15 protein-coding genes are annotated in these 19411 nt (G+C 66.6%); 9 read left to right on the top strand and 6 right to left on the bottom strand.

Annotated elements, in window-relative coordinates; translation table 11 throughout:
• Positions 1-47: 47 nt before the first annotated feature.
• From MMB17_RS04590 to MMB17_RS04575, 4 genes are all read right to left on the bottom strand, one after another.
• Positions 48-1346, bottom strand: coding sequence for a right-handed parallel beta-helix repeat-containing protein (locus MMB17_RS04590; protein ID WP_241101229.1), 1299 nt, complete (start codon positions 1344-1346; stop codon positions 48-50).
• A gap of 22 nt (positions 1347-1368) precedes the next feature.
• On the bottom strand, positions 1369-2784 hold the full coding sequence (locus MMB17_RS04585) for an O-antigen ligase family protein (protein WP_241101228.1): 1416 nt from the start codon (positions 2782-2784) through the stop codon (positions 1369-1371).
• A 171-nt stretch (positions 2785-2955) separates the two neighbouring features.
• Positions 2956-3744, bottom strand: coding sequence for a WecB/TagA/CpsF family glycosyltransferase (locus MMB17_RS04580; RefSeq protein ID WP_241101227.1), 789 nt, complete (start codon positions 3742-3744; stop codon positions 2956-2958).
• Entirely contained in the window at positions 3741-4721 is a 981-nt protein-coding gene (locus tag MMB17_RS04575; RefSeq protein ID WP_241101226.1) for a UDP-glucuronic acid decarboxylase family protein, read from the bottom strand. Before MMB17_RS04575 ends, MMB17_RS04580 begins: the two co-directional genes overlap by 4 nt.
• Before the next feature lie 374 nt (positions 4722-5095).
• Here MMB17_RS04575 and MMB17_RS04570 point away from each other — a divergent pair, with 374 nt between their 5' ends.
• The 3 genes from MMB17_RS04570 to MMB17_RS04560 all read left to right on the top strand — a co-directional run bounded on the left by MMB17_RS04570 (position 5096) and on the right by MMB17_RS04560 (position 9756).
• Positions 5096-5929, top strand: coding sequence for a glycosyltransferase family 2 protein (locus tag MMB17_RS04570; RefSeq protein WP_241101225.1), 834 nt, complete (start codon positions 5096-5098; stop codon positions 5927-5929).
• A 206-nt stretch (positions 5930-6135) separates the two neighbouring features.
• A complete protein-coding gene (locus tag MMB17_RS04565; RefSeq protein WP_241101224.1) occupies positions 6136-7518 on the top strand; it encodes a polysaccharide biosynthesis/export family protein in 1383 nt (460 codons plus the stop codon).
• A gap of 42 nt (positions 7519-7560) precedes the next feature.
• Entirely contained in the window at positions 7561-9756 is a 2196-nt protein-coding gene (locus tag MMB17_RS04560; RefSeq protein ID WP_241101223.1) for a GumC family protein, read from the top strand.
• Between the two features lie 744 nt (positions 9757-10500).
• Here MMB17_RS04560 and MMB17_RS04555 read toward each other — a convergent pair.
• Positions 10501-11852, bottom strand: a protein-coding gene (locus MMB17_RS04555) for an IS3 family transposase (protein WP_085987083.1) whose coding sequence is annotated in 2 segments (ribosomal slippage) — positions 10501-11516 and positions 11516-11852 — 1353 coding nt in all. Because the reading frame shifts where the segments join, the coding sequence is not laid out codon by codon here.
• A gap of 91 nt (positions 11853-11943) precedes the next feature.
• Here MMB17_RS04555 and MMB17_RS04550 point away from each other — a divergent pair.
• On the top strand, positions 11944-12231 hold the full coding sequence (locus tag MMB17_RS04550) for a helix-turn-helix domain-containing protein (RefSeq protein WP_241101222.1): 288 nt from the start codon (positions 11944-11946) through the stop codon (positions 12229-12231).
• A gap of 229 nt (positions 12232-12460) precedes the next feature.
• Here the strand turns inward: MMB17_RS04550 and MMB17_RS04545 are convergent, their stop codons facing one another.
• A complete protein-coding gene (locus tag MMB17_RS04545) occupies positions 12461-13813 on the bottom strand; it encodes a UDP-glucose dehydrogenase family protein (protein WP_238314008.1) in 1353 nt (450 codons plus the stop codon).
• A 350-nt stretch (positions 13814-14163) separates the two neighbouring features.
• On the opposite strand from MMB17_RS04545, the gene MMB17_RS04540 reads away from it, so the two are divergent.
• From MMB17_RS04540 to MMB17_RS04520, 5 genes are all read left to right on the top strand, one after another.
• Positions 14164-14934, top strand: a complete 771-nt coding sequence (locus MMB17_RS04540) for an FkbM family methyltransferase (RefSeq protein ID WP_241101221.1) — start codon at positions 14164-14166, stop codon at positions 14932-14934.
• Between the two features lie 751 nt (positions 14935-15685).
• Entirely contained in the window at positions 15686-15877 is a 192-nt protein-coding gene (locus MMB17_RS04535) for a hypothetical protein (RefSeq protein ID WP_241101220.1), read from the top strand.
• A 378-nt stretch (positions 15878-16255) separates the two neighbouring features.
• Positions 16256-17251, top strand: coding sequence for a glycosyltransferase family 2 protein (locus MMB17_RS04530; RefSeq protein ID WP_241101219.1), 996 nt, complete (start codon positions 16256-16258; stop codon positions 17249-17251).
• A gap of 159 nt (positions 17252-17410) precedes the next feature.
• Positions 17411-18331 carry a LysR family transcriptional regulator gene (locus tag MMB17_RS04525; protein ID WP_241101218.1) on the top strand — a complete coding sequence of 307 codons (921 nt, stop codon included), beginning with the start codon at positions 17411-17413 and terminating at the stop codon, positions 18329-18331.
• A gap of 96 nt (positions 18332-18427) precedes the next feature.
• Entirely contained in the window at positions 18428-19411 is a 984-nt protein-coding gene (locus MMB17_RS04520; RefSeq protein WP_241101217.1) for an isopenicillin N synthase family dioxygenase, read from the top strand.

Here is a 19411-nt window from a genome sequence, read left to right as displayed (position 1 = left end):
CCGATTTTCCTTAAGGCGCCCGGGCTCTCGCAGGCCGGCGCCGCGACTCAGCGGAACCTGCCCGATGTCTCCTGCCCGTGTTCGCGGATGAAGGCTTCGCCGCCGGTCCCGTTCGCCCAGGCGAAGGGGGAGGGGTTGGCGCCGATGATGTAGGTGTTGCGGTCCATGCGGATGTTGCGCTCGGAGAAGAGCGCGAGGTCGCCCGTATCCTGGACGAGGCCGCTGGAACCCCCGGCGGAGAGATCGATCGTATTGTCGTGGATGTGGATGTTCTGGAGCAGGTGCGTCCCGAACTTGCCCGACTGGCGGGCCTGCTGGATCAGGGCGATGCCGTTGCCCTTGGTCGCGCCGTCCGACACCACCGTGTTGTCGGCGATGTCGATCACGCCCCCCTTCGTGCCCCCCGAGGCGGCGATGAGGATGCCGCCGCACCAGAGCCAGCCGGGGCAGGTGGGGCCGGAATTGTTGCGGACCACGTTGTGCCGGATCGCGGCGGTCCAGGAGATCTCGTGGAAGATCCCGCCGCAGCAATTGTTCTCGACCAGGTTCCAGTCGGCCGTGTAGTTCGTGTTGTCGATGTCGGTCCAGATCCCGGGCCCGCCGTTGTGGTGGACCCAGTTGTGGCGGACCACGGCGCCGTTGCTCAGGGAGATCTTGCCGCCGCCCGCCTCGAAGGCCGGATCGAATTTCTTCTCGGCGTTGTTGAACGCGATCTCGTTGTTCTCGATCCGCGGCGCGCCCGCCGTCGGGGTGCCGTAACCCGCCTGCCCGTTGTGGTGGAGGAAGTTGCCGGAGACGACGGTGTCGGCCCCCGTCGAGACGCCGATTCCGGCATTGTGGTCGATCTCGTTGTCGAGGACGCGCCAGCCGAGCCCGTGGCCGGCGAAGACCGGCGCGTCCTGGCTGCCGGCGGTGTAGTTGCGGATGGCGAGATTGCGGATGACGACGTTGCGCGCGCTTCCGTCGAAGGCGCGGCGCACGCGGTTGCCGCCGTCGAGGATCGCGCCCTTCAGGCCGATGAAGGACTGGAGCGGGAGCGGGCTGACATGCTGGCCGCGATAGGTGCCGGGCTGGAGGCAGAGGGTGGCGCCGGCGCCTGCCATCTCCGCGATTCCCTGCAGCCCGTCGCCGGGCCGGACCTCGATGCCCTGGCAGGTGATCTCCTTGGGCCCGACCGGCCCGAGCAGCCCGGCGGTCTCCGGGGCGTTCGCCGCGGGTACCCCGCCGCGGCCCACCTCAAGCGCCACGCGCCCCTGCGCCGGCCGGTTCGCGGTGGCGAGGACCAAGGCTCCAGCCGACAGGCCCAGGAGGCCGACGAGGACGAGGGCAGTCTGCCGGTCGGACATCGTGGGCCCTCCATGCCGGCCGCTACTTCGCGGCGCTCGCAGGGATCTCGTAGGGGTAGAAGGCCAAAGCCGGCGCGCGGGCCGGCAGCCGGCGCGGCGCCCGGTAGACCATCGAGGCGGCGAGGCCGAAGCCGAACAGGCTCCAGAACCAGATCCCGAGCATCGGACCCTCGATCGCCACGTCGAAGGACGCGTCGATCACGATCGCGGCCTGGTAGGTGACGATCCAGAGCAGGACGTTCGATTGCTCGATGTCGCCCCGCCGCCGGGATTGGATCACGTCCCAGAGCAGCCGGGTGAACCAGGCCACCAGCAGGACGATCCAGAGGGCGAGTCCGGGTACGCCCGTGCGCGCCAGGAAGGTCATGTTCACGTTGTGCGGGCTGCGCAGCAGCGGCGTGTTCGAGCGGCCGTTGCTGATGCCGTCATCGACGGAGAGATTGATGCCCAGCCCCTTGCCCGTCCAGAAATACGGGCCGTGCAGGGTGTAGTCCTGGATCTTCTGCCACCATTGCAACCGCCAGGCCTTCGTCTCGTCGAGATTGGCGGACTTGCTGTTGCCGACGATGCTGTTGACGTTGTCGCTGATCTGCTCGAGCCCGATCTCCCGCCGCGATCCGTCCGGGTTGGGCGGTCCGATCTGCTTGATGCCGAGGGCGGACATCGCGCCGAGCAGCACGACGCTGATGAGGAACACCTGCGCGACCCGTCGCATCTGGCCACCGAGAACGGCGGCGATGAGCGTCGGGATCAGGCAGGCCAGCATGCCGCCCCGGCTCGGCGTCAGCAGGGCGAGGCCGAACAGCAGGGCGCCCACCCAGGGCAGGCTGACCTTCCGCATGCCGAGGAGGACGAAGATGGTGGCCCCGGCCACGTGGACGGAGGCTTCCCCCGGCCGGACCTCGAAGGCGGGCGTCCCCGACCAGGGCCAGTTCGGCACGGTGTCCTTGGCGTATTTGGTCAGGAGGAAGAGCGGGCCGCCGATCAGGCCGTAGAACCAGGCGAACGTCGCGTAGCGGGCGATCAGGACGTCGATGCGCCGCGGATCTTCCAGAAGCAGCGCGACCACGAAGAACGCGAACAATCCGTAGAAGACGAGCACGGCGTCCCGGACCGTGTCGAGGCCGTAGGCGCCGACATAGGGAACCGCCCGGACGACGATCAGCACCATCAACCCGACCAGGATCTGGTTCTGCAGCGGCACGAAGCTCGCCAGCACGCAGCGCGTCTGGAACCAGGCGAAGACCCCGAGGAGCAGCAGGAGCTCGCCGACGAACAGGGGCGGCAGGCCGAGATAGGCGAAGCCCTTGCCCAAGGTCGCGTAGCCGAAGAGCGCGAGGCAGAGCGCCAGGAGATAGAGGTCGTTGAAGCGCGCCCGCGGCGCGGTCGCCGCGCGGGCGGGACCGGTTCCGTAGGGCAGGCGCGCGAAATTCGTCATGGATCCGGCCAGGAAAACGCGGCGGGCGAGCAGGGGGACGAGGATGGCATGGCGTGCGCGGCCCGAGGGCGGCGCATCGGTGTCATCCCCCTATCCGAAAGGGGGAGGGCACGGCCTCTCCGGGTGAGGCCGTGCCCCTGGCGCGCTTCGCGCGAAGAGACGGATGCGGGGTCAGGAGTGCTCCAGGCTGGAGCGGCCGCCCTGGCGGATCAGCTGGCCGGCGGCGAGGCCCAGGAAGCGCGGGACGATCGAGGCGTAGCGGCGCCCCAGCCGCCGCGGCTCGGTCCCGAGCCGGAAGGCCCATTCGAGCCCGCTCCGCTGCATCCAGAGCGGGGCCTGGCGCTTGGTGCCCGCCAGGAAGTCGAAGGCGGCGCCGACGCCGATCATCACGGGGGCCTCGATCCGGTCCCGGTGGGCGCTCATCCAGCGCTCCTGCTTGGGCGTGCTGAGTCCCACCCAGACGATGTCGGGCTTGGCCTCGTTGATGGCGCTGACAACCGACTCGTCCTCTTCCTCCGTCAGAGGGCGGAAAGGCGGACAGAAGGTGCCGGCCACGGCGAGGCCGGGATGGGCCGCGGACAGGGTCTGCGCGAGCTTGTCGGCCAAGCCCGGGCCGCCGCCGTAATAGTAGTGGCGGTAGCCGCGCGACGGCGAGAGCCGCGTGATCTCGCGCATCAGATCCGGGCCGTAGACGCGCCGGACGCCGGGCCGGCCGAGCCGGCGGGCCATCCAGACGAGGGGCATCCCGTCCGGCGTCACCATGCCGGCCGATTCGTGGATGGCGCGCAGGGCGGCGTCGTGGCGGCATTCCATGACGCCGTGGACCCCGGTGATGCAGACGTAGTGGCGTCGGCGCGAGCGGATCCAGAAATCGATGGTCGCGACCGCATCCTGCATGTCGATGGCGCTCACCGGAACGCCGAGGATGCGCACGCGCGGGAGGGAGGAGGGGGAGCTCATGACGCGGCCTTCAGAAGGGGGCTGACGGTCCCGGCCCGGCGCGCCAGCAGCGCGTCGAAATAGGCGATGGTGCGCCGCAGGCCCTCGTCGAGATGGACCTTGGGCTTCCAGCGCAGGAGCTCGCGCGCCCGCTCGATGTTGGGGCAGCGCTGCGTCGGGTCGTCCTGCGGCAGCTCGCGATAGACGATGGTCGAGCGCGAATCGCACAGCCCGACGATGCGGTGCGCGAGCTCCGCGATGGTGATCTCGGTCGGATTGCCGAGATTGACCGGGGCCGGCACCTCCTGGTCCGTCGCCATCAGCCGCGCCAGCCCTTCGACCAGATCGTCGACGTAGCAGAAGGAGCGCGTCTGCGAGCCGTCGCCGTAGAGGGTGATCGGCTCGCCGGTCAGCGCCTGGATGATGAAGTTGGAGACCACCCGCCCGTCCTGGGGATGCATGTGCGGGCCGTAGGTGTTGAAGATCCGCGCGACGCGGATCGGAAGCCGGTGCTGCCGCAGATAGTCGAAGAACAGCGTCTCCGCGCAGCGCTTGCCCTCGTCGTAGCAGGCCCTCGGGCCGGTGATGCTGACCCGGCCGCGATAGGCTTCCGGCTGCGGGTGGATGTCGGGATCGCCGTAGACCTCGCTGGTCGAGGCCTGGAGGATGGGGATGCGCAGGCGCTTGGCCAGCCCCAGCATGTTGATCGCCCCCATGACGCTCGTCTTGGTCGTCTGGACGGGATCGCGCTGGTAATGGATCGGCGAGGCCGGGCAGGCGAGATTGTAGATCTCGTCCACCTCGACGTAGAGCGGAAACGATACGTCGTGCCGGAGAAGCTCGAAAGACGGATTGCTCGTGAGCTCGGCGACGTTGTTCCGCGAGCCCGTATAGAAGTTATCGACGCACAAGACTTCGTTCTTCTCCTTGAGCAGCCGGGCGCACAGGTGCGACCCGATGAAGCCGGCTCCTCCGGTAACGAGCACGCGTTTGTTCATTGTCCCGGTCTCCGAATGCAGCGGACATGTCGCGCTTCCCTCCTCGCCGGCTTCGCCGGATGGCCCGCGGGGCCATCGCAGGGACGGGATCGGAAACGTGACCTCCTGAGCTTGCATGGGGTGCACTTGGCCCCAAAGCATGCATCGGCATGACCTTGACTTGCGATACGGCTCTTTCGCACTAATCCTGCTGGAGCCGCTCTGATTTTTCGCGCGTGTTATAGAGTTCTGCTCGCGTGCCGCCGCGAAGACGCTTCGACTCGACGAGAGCAGCACTTCGGATTTGCCCTCGGTATCCCTGGCTTCGTGCGTGTTCGTCTCAAAGGCGCTGCACCACGCGCGGCACGGAGGAACTTGCCGAAGAGGACGCTCCGATGGGCAGCAACGCGGTCGACATCACCATCCTGGGGCTGGCCAGGGACTGCGCCCGCACGATCCCGAATCTTCTCGGCCTGATCGACGCCCTCCAGGCGTCGGGGATCACGACGCAGGCGATCATCGGCGAGAACGGATCTCGGGACGGCACGCGCCCGCTGCTCGACGCGGCCGCTGCCCGTGGACGCCTGCGGATCCTCGATACCGGCTTCATGGCGGAGCATGGCCGGCTGAAGCGCATGGCCCTGGGGCGGGAGGCCCTGGCGGGGGCCGCTCGCGAATCGGGGATCGCGAGCAAGGTGGTCTGCGTCGTCGACCTCGACACGCCGATGGCGGTGACGCCCGATGCCGCGAGCCTGAGGCAGGCGATGAGGCGCCTTCTCGCCGACGATGCGATCTTCGCCGCGGCGGCGACGTCGCGTCCTTCCTATTACGATCTCATCGCCTTCGACGATGGACAGGCGTCGTTCGAGCACCTCCTGGACGAGATCCACGCCCGGGAGACCAATCCCCTCCGGTATTACAGCCTGTTCCGGGACGTCATCTATCCTGCGCAGGAAGCCCTGACCTCCGAGCGGGTGCTGTACTGCATCTCGGCCTTCAACGGCCTGTGCCTGTATCGCTCGGAGGATTACGCGACAGGCTCCTATTGCACGGGAAGCCGCTTCGATCTCTGCGAGCACCTGACCTTCAACCGGTCGGTCGCGGCGGCGACCGGCAAGTCCATGATCATCGACCCCCTCCTGAGGGTGGCCATGCCCCCCGAGCATTGCCGCAAGTCCTTCGTCGCCTTCTGGGTTCAGCGGGCCCGCAAACTCGGCCAGCGCTTCTGAGGCGACGTTCCGCAAGCGCCCAGACTACGTAAGCGGCCGGTGCCGGACCGGGTTTGCACGTCCCTTCGGTAGTAATCCCCCAGGAAGGGCCCGGATGTCCCGAAGAATACCCTCAGGCAGGACCGAGGGGCCATAGGGTGATGTGGTCGGGACTGTAAACCACAGTCGCGATTTCGGGATGATCCCTTCGGGTTGCGGCGGAAGACATGTCGTTCTCCATGCTTGCTTTGCCTCGATTGTCCGGTCGCATCCATTCGGCCGTTCTGATGGTGCTGTTGCTGGTGGCGGTCGTGTCTCCGTCATGGGCGCAAGACGATGTCTATCGGATCGCGCCGGGAGACAAGGTCACGCTCTCGGTCTTTGGCCAACCCGAGCTGGCCGGAGACTATGTGGTCGGCGGTGACGGCAGCATTCTGCTTCCGATCGTCGGCGACGTTGTCGTCGCGGACCTGACGCTCCCCGAACTTCAGAAGCGCGTCACCGAGAGGCTGGCGGACGGATACTTCCATCAGCCGGTCGTGAGCGTGCGCATCGGCGAGATGCGGCCGATCTACGTGATGGGCGACGTCAAGACGCCGGGCAGCTACCCCTACCGCTACGGCGCCACCGTTCAGAGCGCGATCGCGCTCGCCGGCGGCTACGCTCTGCCCGAGCAGGCCCAGATCGGCCTGCGAACGGAGTTCCTGCTCGCCGAGGAGCGGGTCCGCGCGCTGGAACTGACCCGCCGTACCCTGCTCATCCGCCGCGCCCGCCTGGAGGCGCAGCTCAACGACGCCGCGAGCTTCGCGCTGCCGGCCGGCATCCGCGAGGACGACACGGTGCGCCTCCTCCTGCGCAGCGAGCGCGAGGTGCTGGAGACGCAGCAGAAGGCGCTGAAGGCGGAGATCGGGCTGCTCAACGAGCAGAAGCCCCGGCTCGAGGCGGAGATCCTCGGCAACAAGGCCCAGACCGAATCCGAGCAGACGCAGCTGTCGCTGATCCAGGAGCATCTGGCCGATTACGGCCAGCTGATGAGCAACGGCCTCGCGCGGCGCTACACCGGCATCGAGCTCAAGCGCGAGGAAGCCCGCAACAAGGGCAATATCGCCCGCCTCGCCTCCGAGCTGGCCCGCCTCGAACTGAGCATCGGCGATCTCTCGGTCCGCGTGCTGGACGCCCAGAACACCTACAAGCGCCGCGTCATCACCGAGTTGCAGGACGTGCGCTCGCGCCTGGCGGATGTCGAGACGAGCCTGCCCACGGCGCGGGAGGTGCGCGAGGCGCGCATCCAGCAGGGGGGCACCCTCGGTATCGCGACCACGCAGGAGCTGAGCCGCAGCGTCTCCATCACCCGTCGCCAGAACGGCAAGACCGAGATGGTGCGGGCGACGTTCACGACGACGCTCATGCCCGGCGACATCGTCGAGATCCGCCGCGACGGGACGCCCGCGGAAGCCCTCGCGGCCGCGGGGGGGCCGGGCACGGCGGTCGCCGCCGCCGGCCCGACGGCCGGCCCGTCCGATCCGGCGGCGCGGCGCCAGGCCGATGGTCTCGTCTCGGACCTGACCTGGCCGGGCGGTGGCGCGCGCCCGGTCAAGGGCACCCCTTGAGCTTCCCGTCAAAAGCTTCCCGTCAGAACAAACGAGGATGACATGAACCAGTTGTCGCGGTTCGATCCCCATATCCGGGAGACGAGTGTCCGCGATCACTACGACGGTGTCGCGCAATCGGCGATGAAGCTGATCTGGCGCCACCGTCGTCTCATCCTGATCGCGCTCGCGGTGGGGCTCGTGGCCGGGCTCGCCGGCGTGATCCTGATCAGGAAGACCTATACCGCGGATGCCCTGATCCAGCTGACCTTCAGCCGGGACGAGCAGAGCCGCTCGGGCTCGTCCTCCCAGGCCTCCGGCACGGCGGTGGAAGCCTCCTCGCTGGTGGAGAGCGAGGCACGCCTGCTGCGCTCGCGGGCGGTCGCGCACCGGGTCGTCAAGCGCCTCAAGCTGGCGGAGGATCCCGATTTCGCGCCGACCCTGCCGCTCTCCGTCCGCATCGAATCCTGGCTGCCGGAGGCGCTCCGCCCGGCGCACGCCCCCCGGACCGCCGAGGTGGAGGATTCGATCCGCGAGGACCTGATCGCGCTCGCGCTCCTGCAGCACCTCGTCGTCACCAACGACACGCGCTCCTACGTCATCGCCGTCTCCTACAGCTCGAGCGATGCGGTGCGCTCCGCGCGGATCGTCAACGCCTTCATCGACGAATACATCAACAACAACATGGAGACCGGCGTCCGGGCGGCGCAGCGGACCAGCGACTGGATCGCGCTCCAGATTCGCCAGACCCGCACCGCCCTCGATGCCGCCGAGGCGGCGGTGAACACCTATCGCCGCCAATCCGGGTTCCTGGAGCTCGCCGCGGACGGAGGCACGCCCCAGCAGCAGCAATTGCAGGACCTGACCACCCGCCTCGACGCCGCGACCACCACGCGCCTCGCCGAGCAGGCGAAGGCCGCCCGCGCCAGGGAGATCTTCGCCGCCGGCGGCGTGCCCTCCACGCAGGACCTCGCCGGAGCCCCGGTCATCCAGAGTCTCCTGGAGAGCCGGGAGAACCTGCGGCGGGAGCTGGCCGAGCTCACCCTGAACGGCCCCAAGCATCCCGGCCTCGCGCGGACCCGGTCCGCCCTCGAGGAGACGGAGGGCCGCCTTCGCACGGAAGTCGAGGGCGCCATCGACCATCTGGACAGCAGCGCGAAGGCCGCGGCCGATTCCGAGACCGCCCTGGCGGCCCATATCCAGCAGATCAAGGATGCGGTGATCGATTCGAAGAAGCGCGAGAGCCAGCTGAAGAGCCTGCAGCTCGACGCCACGTCCCTGCGCGACAGGCTGAAGGTGCTCACCGAAAGCTACGCGCAGGCGGTCGCGGCCGCGGGCCTCGCCTCCACGAGCGCCCAGGTCGCGATGCGGGCCGAGGCGATCCCGCTGCCCTCCGGGCCGAATCCCATCGTGATCCTCAGCGCGGCGCTGTTCGCCGCCGCCGCCGCGGGGATCGGGGCCGCCTATCTCTTGGAGAACCGGCGCAAGGGGTTCCGCTCGGAATCCGACCTGTCGGCCGAGACGCAGACGCTCTGCCTCGGCATGATCCCCAGCCCGTCGAAGGATCTGAAGCCGCGGGAAGCCCGCATCTTCGACGAGGCGATCCGTTACGTCGCCGCATCGATCGAGGTCCAGATCGCGGCCGCCTCCAGCCGGGTCATCCTCGTGACCTCGTCGATTCCCGACGAGGGCAAGAGCGCCTTCAGCCTCGCCCTGGCCGAAGCCACGGCGAAGCAGGGCGGGCAGACGCTCATCATCGACGTGGCCTCGGGGCCCGGCGAGGGCGAGGCCGCGGCGCCCCTGTCCCTCGACGACGCCCTTCGTTCGGACCCCGCCAGCGTCCTGCGTGGCTTCGCCGCGGACCCGATCGTCCATCTGCACGCCTCGCCGCGCTTCGCCCTCGACGACGAGGAGACCTGCCAACGCCTCGCGGCCCTCATCCGCGAAGCCAAGCCCGCCTACGATCTCATCGTGATCAAGGCGCCTCCGGTTCTGCTGGCGCTGGATTTCCTCCCGCTCGCGCGCCTGGCCGACGCGGTCGTCCATCTCGCGCGCTGGGGCACGACCCCGCGCGACACCGTCACCGCCGCGCTTCGGCGCTTCGACAGCCTCGCGGTCCGGGTCTGCGGCCTCGTGATGACGCATGTCGATCTGAAGGCGCACAAGGACTACGTCAAAGCCGACCAGTGCTGGCACTACTGGGCCTACCGCCGATACTACGCGCAGCACGCGCTGCCGCACCGGCTCCTGCAGAGCTGAGGCGGCTCGCAGGCCGCCGCCCGAAGCGCGGAGGGAGCACAGACCCACGCGCCATCAACCCCGCGCGGAGCACCGCCGGGGGCATGGCCCAAGACGCTCTGACCGAGGGGTGACGCGGGACGCCGCGAAGCCACTCGACAAGCTTGTGGGAAGCCAACGGCTCCCCGGCGTCCCGCGGCCCGGACCTTCTCCGTCCGAACCGTCTTTGCGTCGCGGTGTCTCCGGCTTCTCCGACAGGACGCTTGGACATCGTGGGACCACACCCTCGGGAACACAGCCGATGACAGCATCGGCTGAGACGCGGGCAGAACCCCAAATCGCGCTCTCAGCGGGAACTTCCCCCGCACGCCGGCCTCGTAGTGGGCCGCGCCGTCCTTCTCGGTGCCGGGCCAGAACGCCGTCGGGCAGTCGGGGCCATTTGCCTCCCCGCCACCCGTGGTGACCGGCCCGACCTTGCGTCGGTCTCGCCGCCCGGGGCGATGACGGCCGAGGCCATCGACGCGGGCACCGCCTCCCCACCCATCACCGTTCCGGTCGGCCCCGGAACGGCACCCCGGAAGTCCGGGCGGGAAGTGGAGGGAGACAAGCACGGAACAGGAATGATGTCAAGGAAAAACAGAAAATAGTCCTATATCGTCCGGTCGTACGGCTCCCCTTTTCGGCATCCATCTGTCCGTCGTCAGATGATTTGAGACAGGCTGCGGGCCTCAGGAACGGAGGCACTGGTCCACCTGGGTTGAGAAGTTAGGCAGCCTGCGCGTGGTGGCGCAAGCGGCGGTCGGTGAGAGTCTGGCGCTTGATCCGCTCCCGCTCGCGCAGGATGGCCTCGCCCCGGCCGAAGTAGACGTCGGCCGGCGTGAGATTGTTCAGGCTCTCATGAGCTCGGACGTGGTTGTAGTGCTCCACGAACGCCCCGACCCGCGCCTCCAACTCGCCGGGCAGATAGGCGTGTTCGAGCAGGATGCGGTTCTTCAGCGTCTGGTGCCAGCGCTCGATCTTGCCCTGAGTTTGGGGATGGCGGGGAGCACCGCGGATGTGGGTCATGCCGCGGCTGCCGAGCCAGTCGGCCAGGTCACCCGCGACGTAGCTCGATCCGTTGTCGGTCAGCAGCCGCGGCCGGTGCACCACCTGCACCTGATCGAGCCCGGCGGCGCTGAGCGCCAGGTCGAGCGTGGCAGTGACGTCGCTGGCCTGCATCGTGGCGCACAGCTTCCAGGCCACGATGAAGCGGGAGAAGTCGTCGAGCACCGTCGACAGATAGTACCAGCCCCAGCCGACCACCTTCAGGTAGGTGAAGTCGGTCTGCCAGAGCTGGTTGGAGGCCGTGGTCTTGTCACGGAACTCGTCGGCTGCCTTGACAACGATGTAGGCTGGGCTGGTGATCAGGTCGTGCGCCTTGAGCAGGCGGTAGACCGTGGCTTCCGAGACGAAGGAGCGCTGCTCGTCGGTGAAGCGCACGGCCAGCTCGCGTGGGCTGAGCTCCGGCTGCTCGAGCGCGAGGGCGACGATCTGCTCGCGGATCGCCGTGGGCAGGCGGTTCCAGACCCGGCTGGGCCGAGAGGGTCGGTCGGCCAGGGCCTCGGGTCCCCCTTGCTGGTAGGCGTCGTACCAGCGGTAGAATGTGGCGCGCGGGATGCCGAGTTTCTCCAGGGTGGCGCGCACCGGCAGAGAGGACTGCTCGACCAGCCGGATGATCTCCAGCTTCTCAGAAGCCGAGTACCTCATGCCTCGTCTTCCCCAGCTCCGCTCATACTTTTTTTGAGCAGGCGGTTTTCCAGGGTGAGATCGGCCACGACCTCCTTGAGGGCACGAGCCTCACGGCGCAGGTCCTTGACCTCGTCCGAGGTGGCGGCGCGGGCCGTGTCGCCGGCCAGCCGCTTCTTGCCCGCTTCCAGGAACTCCTTGGACCAGCCGTAGTACATCGAGGTGGCAATGCCTTCGCGTCGGCACAGCTCTGCGATGCTGTCCTCGCCGCGCAGGCCCTCCAGCACGATGCGGATCTTCTCCTCGGCCGAGAACTGGCGGCGGGTGGCGCGGCGGATGTCCTTGATCACCGCCTCTGCCGGCTTCCGTGCCGGCCCGGATGTCTGCTTCATCTTCGCTCCTTGGGGGCTACGATGAACCAGTCATCCTCCGTTCGTGAAGGGCCTCACTCTGTCTCACGGCCGCTGACGGCGGACACTGGGCATGAGCACGCGCACCCTGTCGCGCCGGCTGCACCAGGAAGGCAAGACCTTCAGCGGCGTGCTGGACGAGCTGCGGGCCGAGCTCGCCATCCACTACATCAAGATCAAGGGATTGCCGATCTCCGAGATCGCCTGGCTGTTGGGCTATCGCGAGGCGAGCGCCCTGGTCGTGGCCTTCCGGCGCTGGACCGGCATGTCGCCGACCGAGCTGCGGCGGCGCTACGACGTGGCGCCGGTTCCCTCGGGGCGCAGGGGCCCGCGGGAGCCGCCGGGCGGCCGCCTGCATTGAGGGCGGCGACGAAGAGCCCGACCTCCTCGCTCGGCGGCGGGGCGCATGTCTCTCGGATTAGTCCCAGCGGTGAGGTTGTCTCGCCGGGCGTTCCCGGGAAGATCGACGGCGTTGCGACCGAGGTTTCGTCGTTGGTGCCCGCTTTCGATGAAGCTTGCGTAGCAGCGGGCCCCTGACCGAGCGATCGGTCAGGGGTTCCCGAACGCGGCCCGAGGCCGGTTCCGATTCCCTACCCGACCAGGGCCAGGGGCACGACCTGCGCCTCCTCGACGGCCTCGCCCTGACCGCGCCCGACGCCGACATAGCGGAAGCCGGCCTTCTCGGCCTGATCCGGCCCGTAGATGTTGCGCAGATCGACGAGGACGGGCCGGGCGACCGCGGCGCGGATGCGGTCGAGATCGAGGGCCCGGAAGGCGTCCCACTCGGTCACGATGACGACCGCGTCCGCGTCGCGCGCGCAATCGTAGGCGTCGAGGCAGTAGTCGATGTCGGTGAGCACCAGGCGGGCCTGATCCATCCCCTCCGGATCATAGGCGCGGATCCGCGCCCCGGCATCCTGCAGGGCCGTGATGATCGCGATCGCCGGCGATTCGCGCATGTCGTCCGTGTTGGGCTTGAAGGTGAGCCCGAGGACGGCGATCGTGCGTCCGCGGACACCCCCGCAGGCGCGGACGATCTTGCGCGCCATGTTGCGCTTGCGGTGGTCGTTCACCGCGGCGGCGGTCTCGACGATGCGCATGGCCGCCCCATGGGCCTGCGCCATGGCGATCATGGCCTGCGTATCCTTGGGAAAGCAGGATCCGCCGAAGCCGGGGCCGGCATGCAGGAACTTGCTGCCGATTCGCTTGTCGAGGCCGATGCCGTAGGCGACGTCCTGAACGTCGGCGCCAGCCTGCTCGCAGAGATCCGCCACCTCGTTGATGAAGGCGATCTTCGTCGCGAGGAAGGCGTTGGCGGCGTATTTCGTCATCTCGGCGCTGCGCCGGGCCATGAACAGGATCGGCGCCTTGTTGAGGAAGAGGGGCCGATAGAGCTCCGCCATCACCGCCCGGGCCCGGTCGCTCTCGGCGCCGATGACGATCCGGTCCGGCCGCTTGAAATCGATGATGGCCGCCCCCTCGCGGAGGAATTCCGGATTCGAGACGACGGCGACGTCGAGCTGCGGCCGAATGTCTCGGATGATGCGTTCGACCTCGTCCCCCGTGCCGACGGGAACCGTCGATTTCGTTACCACCACCGTGGAGCCGCTCAAGGCGGCGGCCACCTCCCGGACGGCGCCGAACACGTAGGTGAGATCGGCCTGGCCGTCGCGCGGGCGCGCCGGCGTGCCCACGGCGATGAAGACGACGTCCGCCGCCGCGACCGCGGAGGCCAGATCCCTCGAGAAGGCGAGCCGGCCCTCGGCCATGTTCTTCGCGACCATCTCGCCGAGGTTCGGCTCGTAGATCGGGATCTCGCCGCGCGCCAGCGCCGCGACCTTGTCCGCGTCCCGGTCGATACAGACGACGTTATGGCCGAAATCGGCAAGGCAAGCGCCGGAGACCAGACCGACATATCCAGATCCGATGACTGCTACGCGCATCGCGGGGACCCCTGTTCGATGGAAAAGTCTGCGGCACAGCACTGAATGCGGCTGCGACATCATTCGAACGAGCATGTCTCAAGAAGCGCCAAGGTCGCAATCAACCCAGTCGTATATTTGGGATGAGCCGGCGATCATGCGATCTATTATTGATTAATGCCTCCGGGCTGGATGGCACGCGGCAGTAAACAGCTTACCCGATGCTTGTATCATCGGGCACCATGCCCGATGCGCGGCCAAGGACCTGCCCGGTTGCGGGCGTTCCGGTCGGACGCGAAACGATCGTCGGCACATCGATACGGGGCTCGACGACCGCGGTTTACAGGCCCGACCCCAAGCAGGAGACGTCCATGCCGTATCTCAAGCAGAAGGCCTATGCGCTGATCACCGAAGCCGTGGAGGACATGCTGCCGCTCGCGAGCAAATCACAGCGCCTGAAGGACAAAATCGTCTTCGTCGATGTCGGGGCCTCGAACGGCATCCAGGCGAAGTGGTTGAAGCAGAAGCACAATATCGTGCCGGTGCTGTTCGAGCCCAATCCGGACGAGGCCCGCCGTCTCCGGGAGCAGCTCTCCGAATTCGAGAGGCACTTCGTCCTCGAACACGGATTGTCCGACCGGGCCGGGGAGCAGAATCTGCATATCGGTAATCACTACGGATGCACCTCCATCCTGGAGGCGAACACGGACTTTCTGAAAGACTATGCGATCGCCGACAGCTATCGCACGAAGAAGGTCGTTCAGATCAACTGCGTCCGGTACGACGATCTCGTGAGATCCGGCGAAGCACCGGTGCCCGACGTCATCAAGATCGATGTCGAGGGGTACGAAAGTTTTGTCCTGGCCGGCTTTGGTGATCTGCTGCATGACGTGCTGGCGATCGAGACGGAAACATTCTTCTACCCCGTCTACAAGAAACAAGCCCTGCTCCACGACCTCATCGACCAGCTCGAGCCGTTCGGTCTGCGCCTGAGAAGGATCGAGGAGATCCCAGCCTTCGACGGTGATTTCATCTGTGCGAACGCTTACTTCACCAAAACCAAGAAAGCCTGCTCCGGCTTCAGCGCTGAGCGCCGGGCCAAGCACGAACTCGCGTCGCAGGTCTTTCGTGTAACTTATTAGATGCGATTCACATTTGATATTTTTCAAAGGAATTAACTTGATAAGATCGCAACTCTTCAAGTCGTTCGCAGGAAATATTAAATCTATGTCAAATATCTGTCGGCGATTATTGCCGGTTCTGATGAGGTGTATGCACGCCGAGTTTTCGTAGCGGCGGCTTTGTGTGATAATTGTTCGTGAAAACTTTACTGTCATTTTGGCTGTTGGGTTTGTTTTTTTTATAAAAATATGAAATGACTTCTGTTATTTTTGTATTTTTGTTTGTTAATCTAAATTAAAAACTATCCAATTTGAAAATTTTGACTTCGCTTTGCTAGATCGATAATAATAAAAATCCGGAATCAGGGGGAGATGACTTGTGTCATGAGAATAGAATTCATCTTACGGGCGTGCGGGGTCGCCGATTTGTAATTAACCGGGACGACTCGATTTCGACTACTAGACATACGCCTTTTGGCGCATTATGCATCTTTAACGCGAATTTTGATGCAAAATAGGATGATGTTCCCTTCCGCGGGATGGTGGGGTGAATCGCCAGCCTCAGAAAGCTGCTCGTATTGCGTCGCACTCAAGCAAGAATAAACAGGTGGCTTGCCTGGTATTTTGTGAAAATATCAAAATATATGATAAATAATAATAAATGTAAAATAAAGTACTATCCGTTCAAAAACAGGGGCGTTCTGAGTCTTTGAGGCATCGGAGGAGGGCAAAGATGCGAACCACGCCGCAGGAGCCGAGCGAGAGCTCGGGAATGTCCGATCTGAAGGAGCTGGATGTCGAGGATGACGGACAGCGGGTTCTCAAGATTCGGGAGCATGTGCGCTCGATTCTCAAGAAGATCCCGCTCCGTACGCCCAGCTCCGACCATCAGGGAGCTTTGTCGCGCTGCTTCCCGAAGGGTCCGGCCTTTCGCGAAGGCTACAGGATGGCCCATCCGGGCTGATATTTGCAGAGAGCTGTTCTGTTTCCCTTGCATTGATCAGAGCCTGCGCGGCGCGACGATCCGCCTGCCGGGCCCGATCGCGAGGGGAGGTTTTTCGAGGGGATGCAGCGGACCGATAGGATTGCGGCGGCAAGTTTTTTCGCGATCCGCGCCTGTTCCTTTCGATCTACTCCGAATGGAGCGTGGGCGCTGCCCCGAAGAATTCTCCTGGTCCCGAGACGCCGACCTACCATGCGTCCGTGAGGCACGCGTCAGAGCATCCGTCGATGCGGGATCGTCAGCGCTGCGACCGCCGCGGGGGCGTGGCGCTCTGCCGATCCGCAGGAGCGGAGGATCCGGCCGGCGCCGATAGGCCGTCCGTCACGCCAGGGGAAGACTATGCCGGTTTCCGTGATCATTCCCGTCTACAATCGCTGCAGGCACGTCGCCAAGGCCGTGGAAAGCGTCCTGGGGCAGACTTACAGAGATCTTGAGCTGATCATCGTCGATGACGCATCGACGGACGGAACCTCGGAGATCCTCGCCGATCTGGCGACGAAAGACTCGCGGATCACGCTGATCCGCCAGACCGTGAACAAGGGCGGCGCGACGGGCCGAAACCTGGCCTTGACCCTTGCCCGGCACGACTTGGTCGCCTGCATGGATGATGACGACATCATGCTGCCGGATCGTCTGGAACTGCAGGTCGCGTTCATGGAGGCGCATCCGGATGTCAGCGTCCTGAGCTCGGCAGCCCACATGATCGATGAGAATGATCAGATCATCGGATTGAGCGTTCCGACCATCGATCTCGAAAGAGGCAAACGGGAGTTCGATCCGAATTACTTCGTGAACATCATTCACCCGACCGCGATGTATCGCAAGAACGATGTGCTGCGGCTCGGCGGCTACCGGAAGTTCCTCCTCGACGATCGGGATCTGTGGGGACGTATGGTGACGGCGGGATACAAGATTGCCGTCTCGCCCGATCCCGTGCTGCTGCATCGGCGACACAGCAGCATCATGACCACGAAGATCAGGGAGATTTTCGAGGTTGGCGATTATATCGACTTCAATATCGTCAGGCGTATGCACGGCGAGCCGGAAATGTCGGTCGAAGAGTACAGGCGTGTCGTTTCCCTCCGGCCGCGTTGGAATAAATTCATGACCTGGAAGAGCCGGAATGCGGCCATCGCGTTCCGGTTGGCGACGCTGTATTACAGTAAGAAGAGCTGGCTCCCCTTTTCCTACAACCTATCCAAGGCGATCGCCCTGGAGCCGGTCCGTTACGTCCGCCGCGTTCTCCTGAAGAAACCGCAGCATATGTTCGGGAGAGGCGCCACGCCGGCGTGGAACCGCCAGGCGCAGGCGGTGAGCGCCCAGCCCTCGTCCTGACGGGACCGGTCCGGCCGCGAGCCTCGTCGCGCAAGGCGGGCCTGAGCGCGTCCGGCAAGGCGCGGATGCGCCGGCCGGAACCCCGGTCTTGCCTTTCCGCAGCCGGAGCGAAGACATCCCTCGGGGCCGTTCCCGCGGTCCCTGAGGGAGCCGTCCGCTTTGCGCATCCATGCTGCTGCCATCCTGTATTTCGATGCCGTGCGTCGGGCCGGCTCGATCCGCGAGGCGGCGCGCCGGCTCAATGTCGCGTCCTCGGCGGTCAACCGGCAGATTCTGAAGCTCGAGGCGGAGATCGGGGCGCCGCTGTTCGAGCGCTTCGCCAGCGGCACCCGGCTCACCTCGGCGGGCGAGGCGCTTGCCCGCCACGTCCTCGTGGTGCTGCAGGATCTCGAACGGGCCCGCTCCGACATCGAGGGGCTGAAGGGCGCGCGGGCCGGGCACGTGTCGATCGCGGCGGTCGAGGGCGTCTCCGGCGCGCTGCTGCCCGCGGTGCTGGAGACCCTGCGCGAGAGGGCGCCGCGGGCGACCGCCAGCGTCGAGGCGATGGGCTCCTTCGCGATCCCGAAGGCGGTCGCCGAGGGTGAGGCCGATATCGGCCTCGCTTTCGCCCTGCCGCGCCGGCCGGACCTGCGTCAGGTGGCTTTGGCCCGGTTCAAGCTCGGCGCCATCATGGCGCCGGGCCATCCCCTCGCGGGCCGTGAGCGCGTCAGCCTTGCGGCCTGCCTCGACCATCCGCTGATCCTGCCCGCGGGCGATCTCTCCATCGGTCAGCTTCTCGCCCCCGCCATGGCGCGGCTGTCGCGGGAGGTGCGGCCGGTGATCCGCTCCTCCTCGATCGAGCTGATGCGCGAGCTCGCCGAGCGGGGCGTCGGCCTCGCCTTCCAGACGCGGATCGGCCTGGAGCGGGCCGTGCGCGAGGGGCGACTGGTCCATGTGCCCATCGAGGCCGGCGGCCCGATCTGGAGCGATCTCGGGGTCTATGTCCGCGCCGGCCGCGCCCTGCCCGCGACCCTCGACCTGGCCCTGCGCGTCCTCACCGAGGAGATCCGGCGCCGCGAGGCGGAGGAGCAGGGCGGATGATGCCGATCCGGCATCGGCCCAGGCGAAACTCTCTGCTTTTTCGACCGGGCCTCGGCTCATAGCCTTTCCCCATCGCGAGCCGAGAGGGAGAGAGCGATGTCCGCTGGCCTGCATGCCGTCCACGTCCCGGGGACCTCGCTTCCGGTCATTCCGGTCGGGGGGCTCTCGTCGTCCGATCCCGCCCGGCGTCGGGCCGTGGGGGCGGCGCTCCGCGAGGCCTGTCTCGCCAGCGGTTTCTTCTACTGCGCCGATCACGGCATCCCCGCCGGCCTGATCGAGGCGGTGTTCGCGGAGAGCCGGCGCTTCTTCGCGCAGGCGCCGGAGGCCAAGGCCGCCGTCGACAAGGCACGCTCCTTCTGCAACCGCGGCTACGAGCCCCTGCGGGGCCAGACCCTGGAGGCGGGCGCGCCCCCGGATCTCAAGGAGGGCTTCTATCTCGGCCTCGAACTGCCGGAGGACGATCCCCGGGTGCGGGCCCGCCGCTTCAACCGCGGCCCGAACCAGTGGCCCGCGGACCTGCCCGGCTTCCGCCCGGCGATGCAGGCCTATTTCGCGGCGATGCTCGATCTCGGCGAGCGCCTGATGCGCGGCATCGCCCTCTCCCTCGACCTGCCCGAGGATCACTTTTCCGCCTTCTGCCGGGATCCGCTCGCGATCCTGCGCCTGCTGCACTACCCGCCCCAGCCGAAGGACGCGGCGCCGGGGGAGAAGGGAGCCGGGGCGCATACCGATTTCGGCGGCCTGACCCTGCTCCTGCAGGACGAGGTCGGCGGCCTGCAGGTCCAATCCGCCGATGGCGGCTGGATCCACGCCGACCCGATCCCCGGCACCTTCGTGGTCAATCTCGGCGACATGATCGCCCGCTGGACCAATGGCCGCTACCGCTCGACCATGCACCGGGTGGTCAACGCCTCGGGCCGGGAGCGCTATTCGGTGCCCTTCTTCTATTCGGGCAATCCGGACCACGAGGTTGCCTGCCTGCCGAACTGCCTCGCCCCCGGGCAGAGCCCGCTCTATCCCGTCACCACGGTCGAGGGGCATCTCCAGGCGATGTACCGCCGCACCTACGCGGCGGCCTGA

Source organism: Methylobacterium organophilum (assembly GCF_022533465.1).
GTDB lineage: Bacteria > Pseudomonadota > Alphaproteobacteria > Rhizobiales > Beijerinckiaceae > Methylobacterium > Methylobacterium organophilum.
This window is presented reverse-complemented; position numbering and strand designations above follow the sequence as displayed.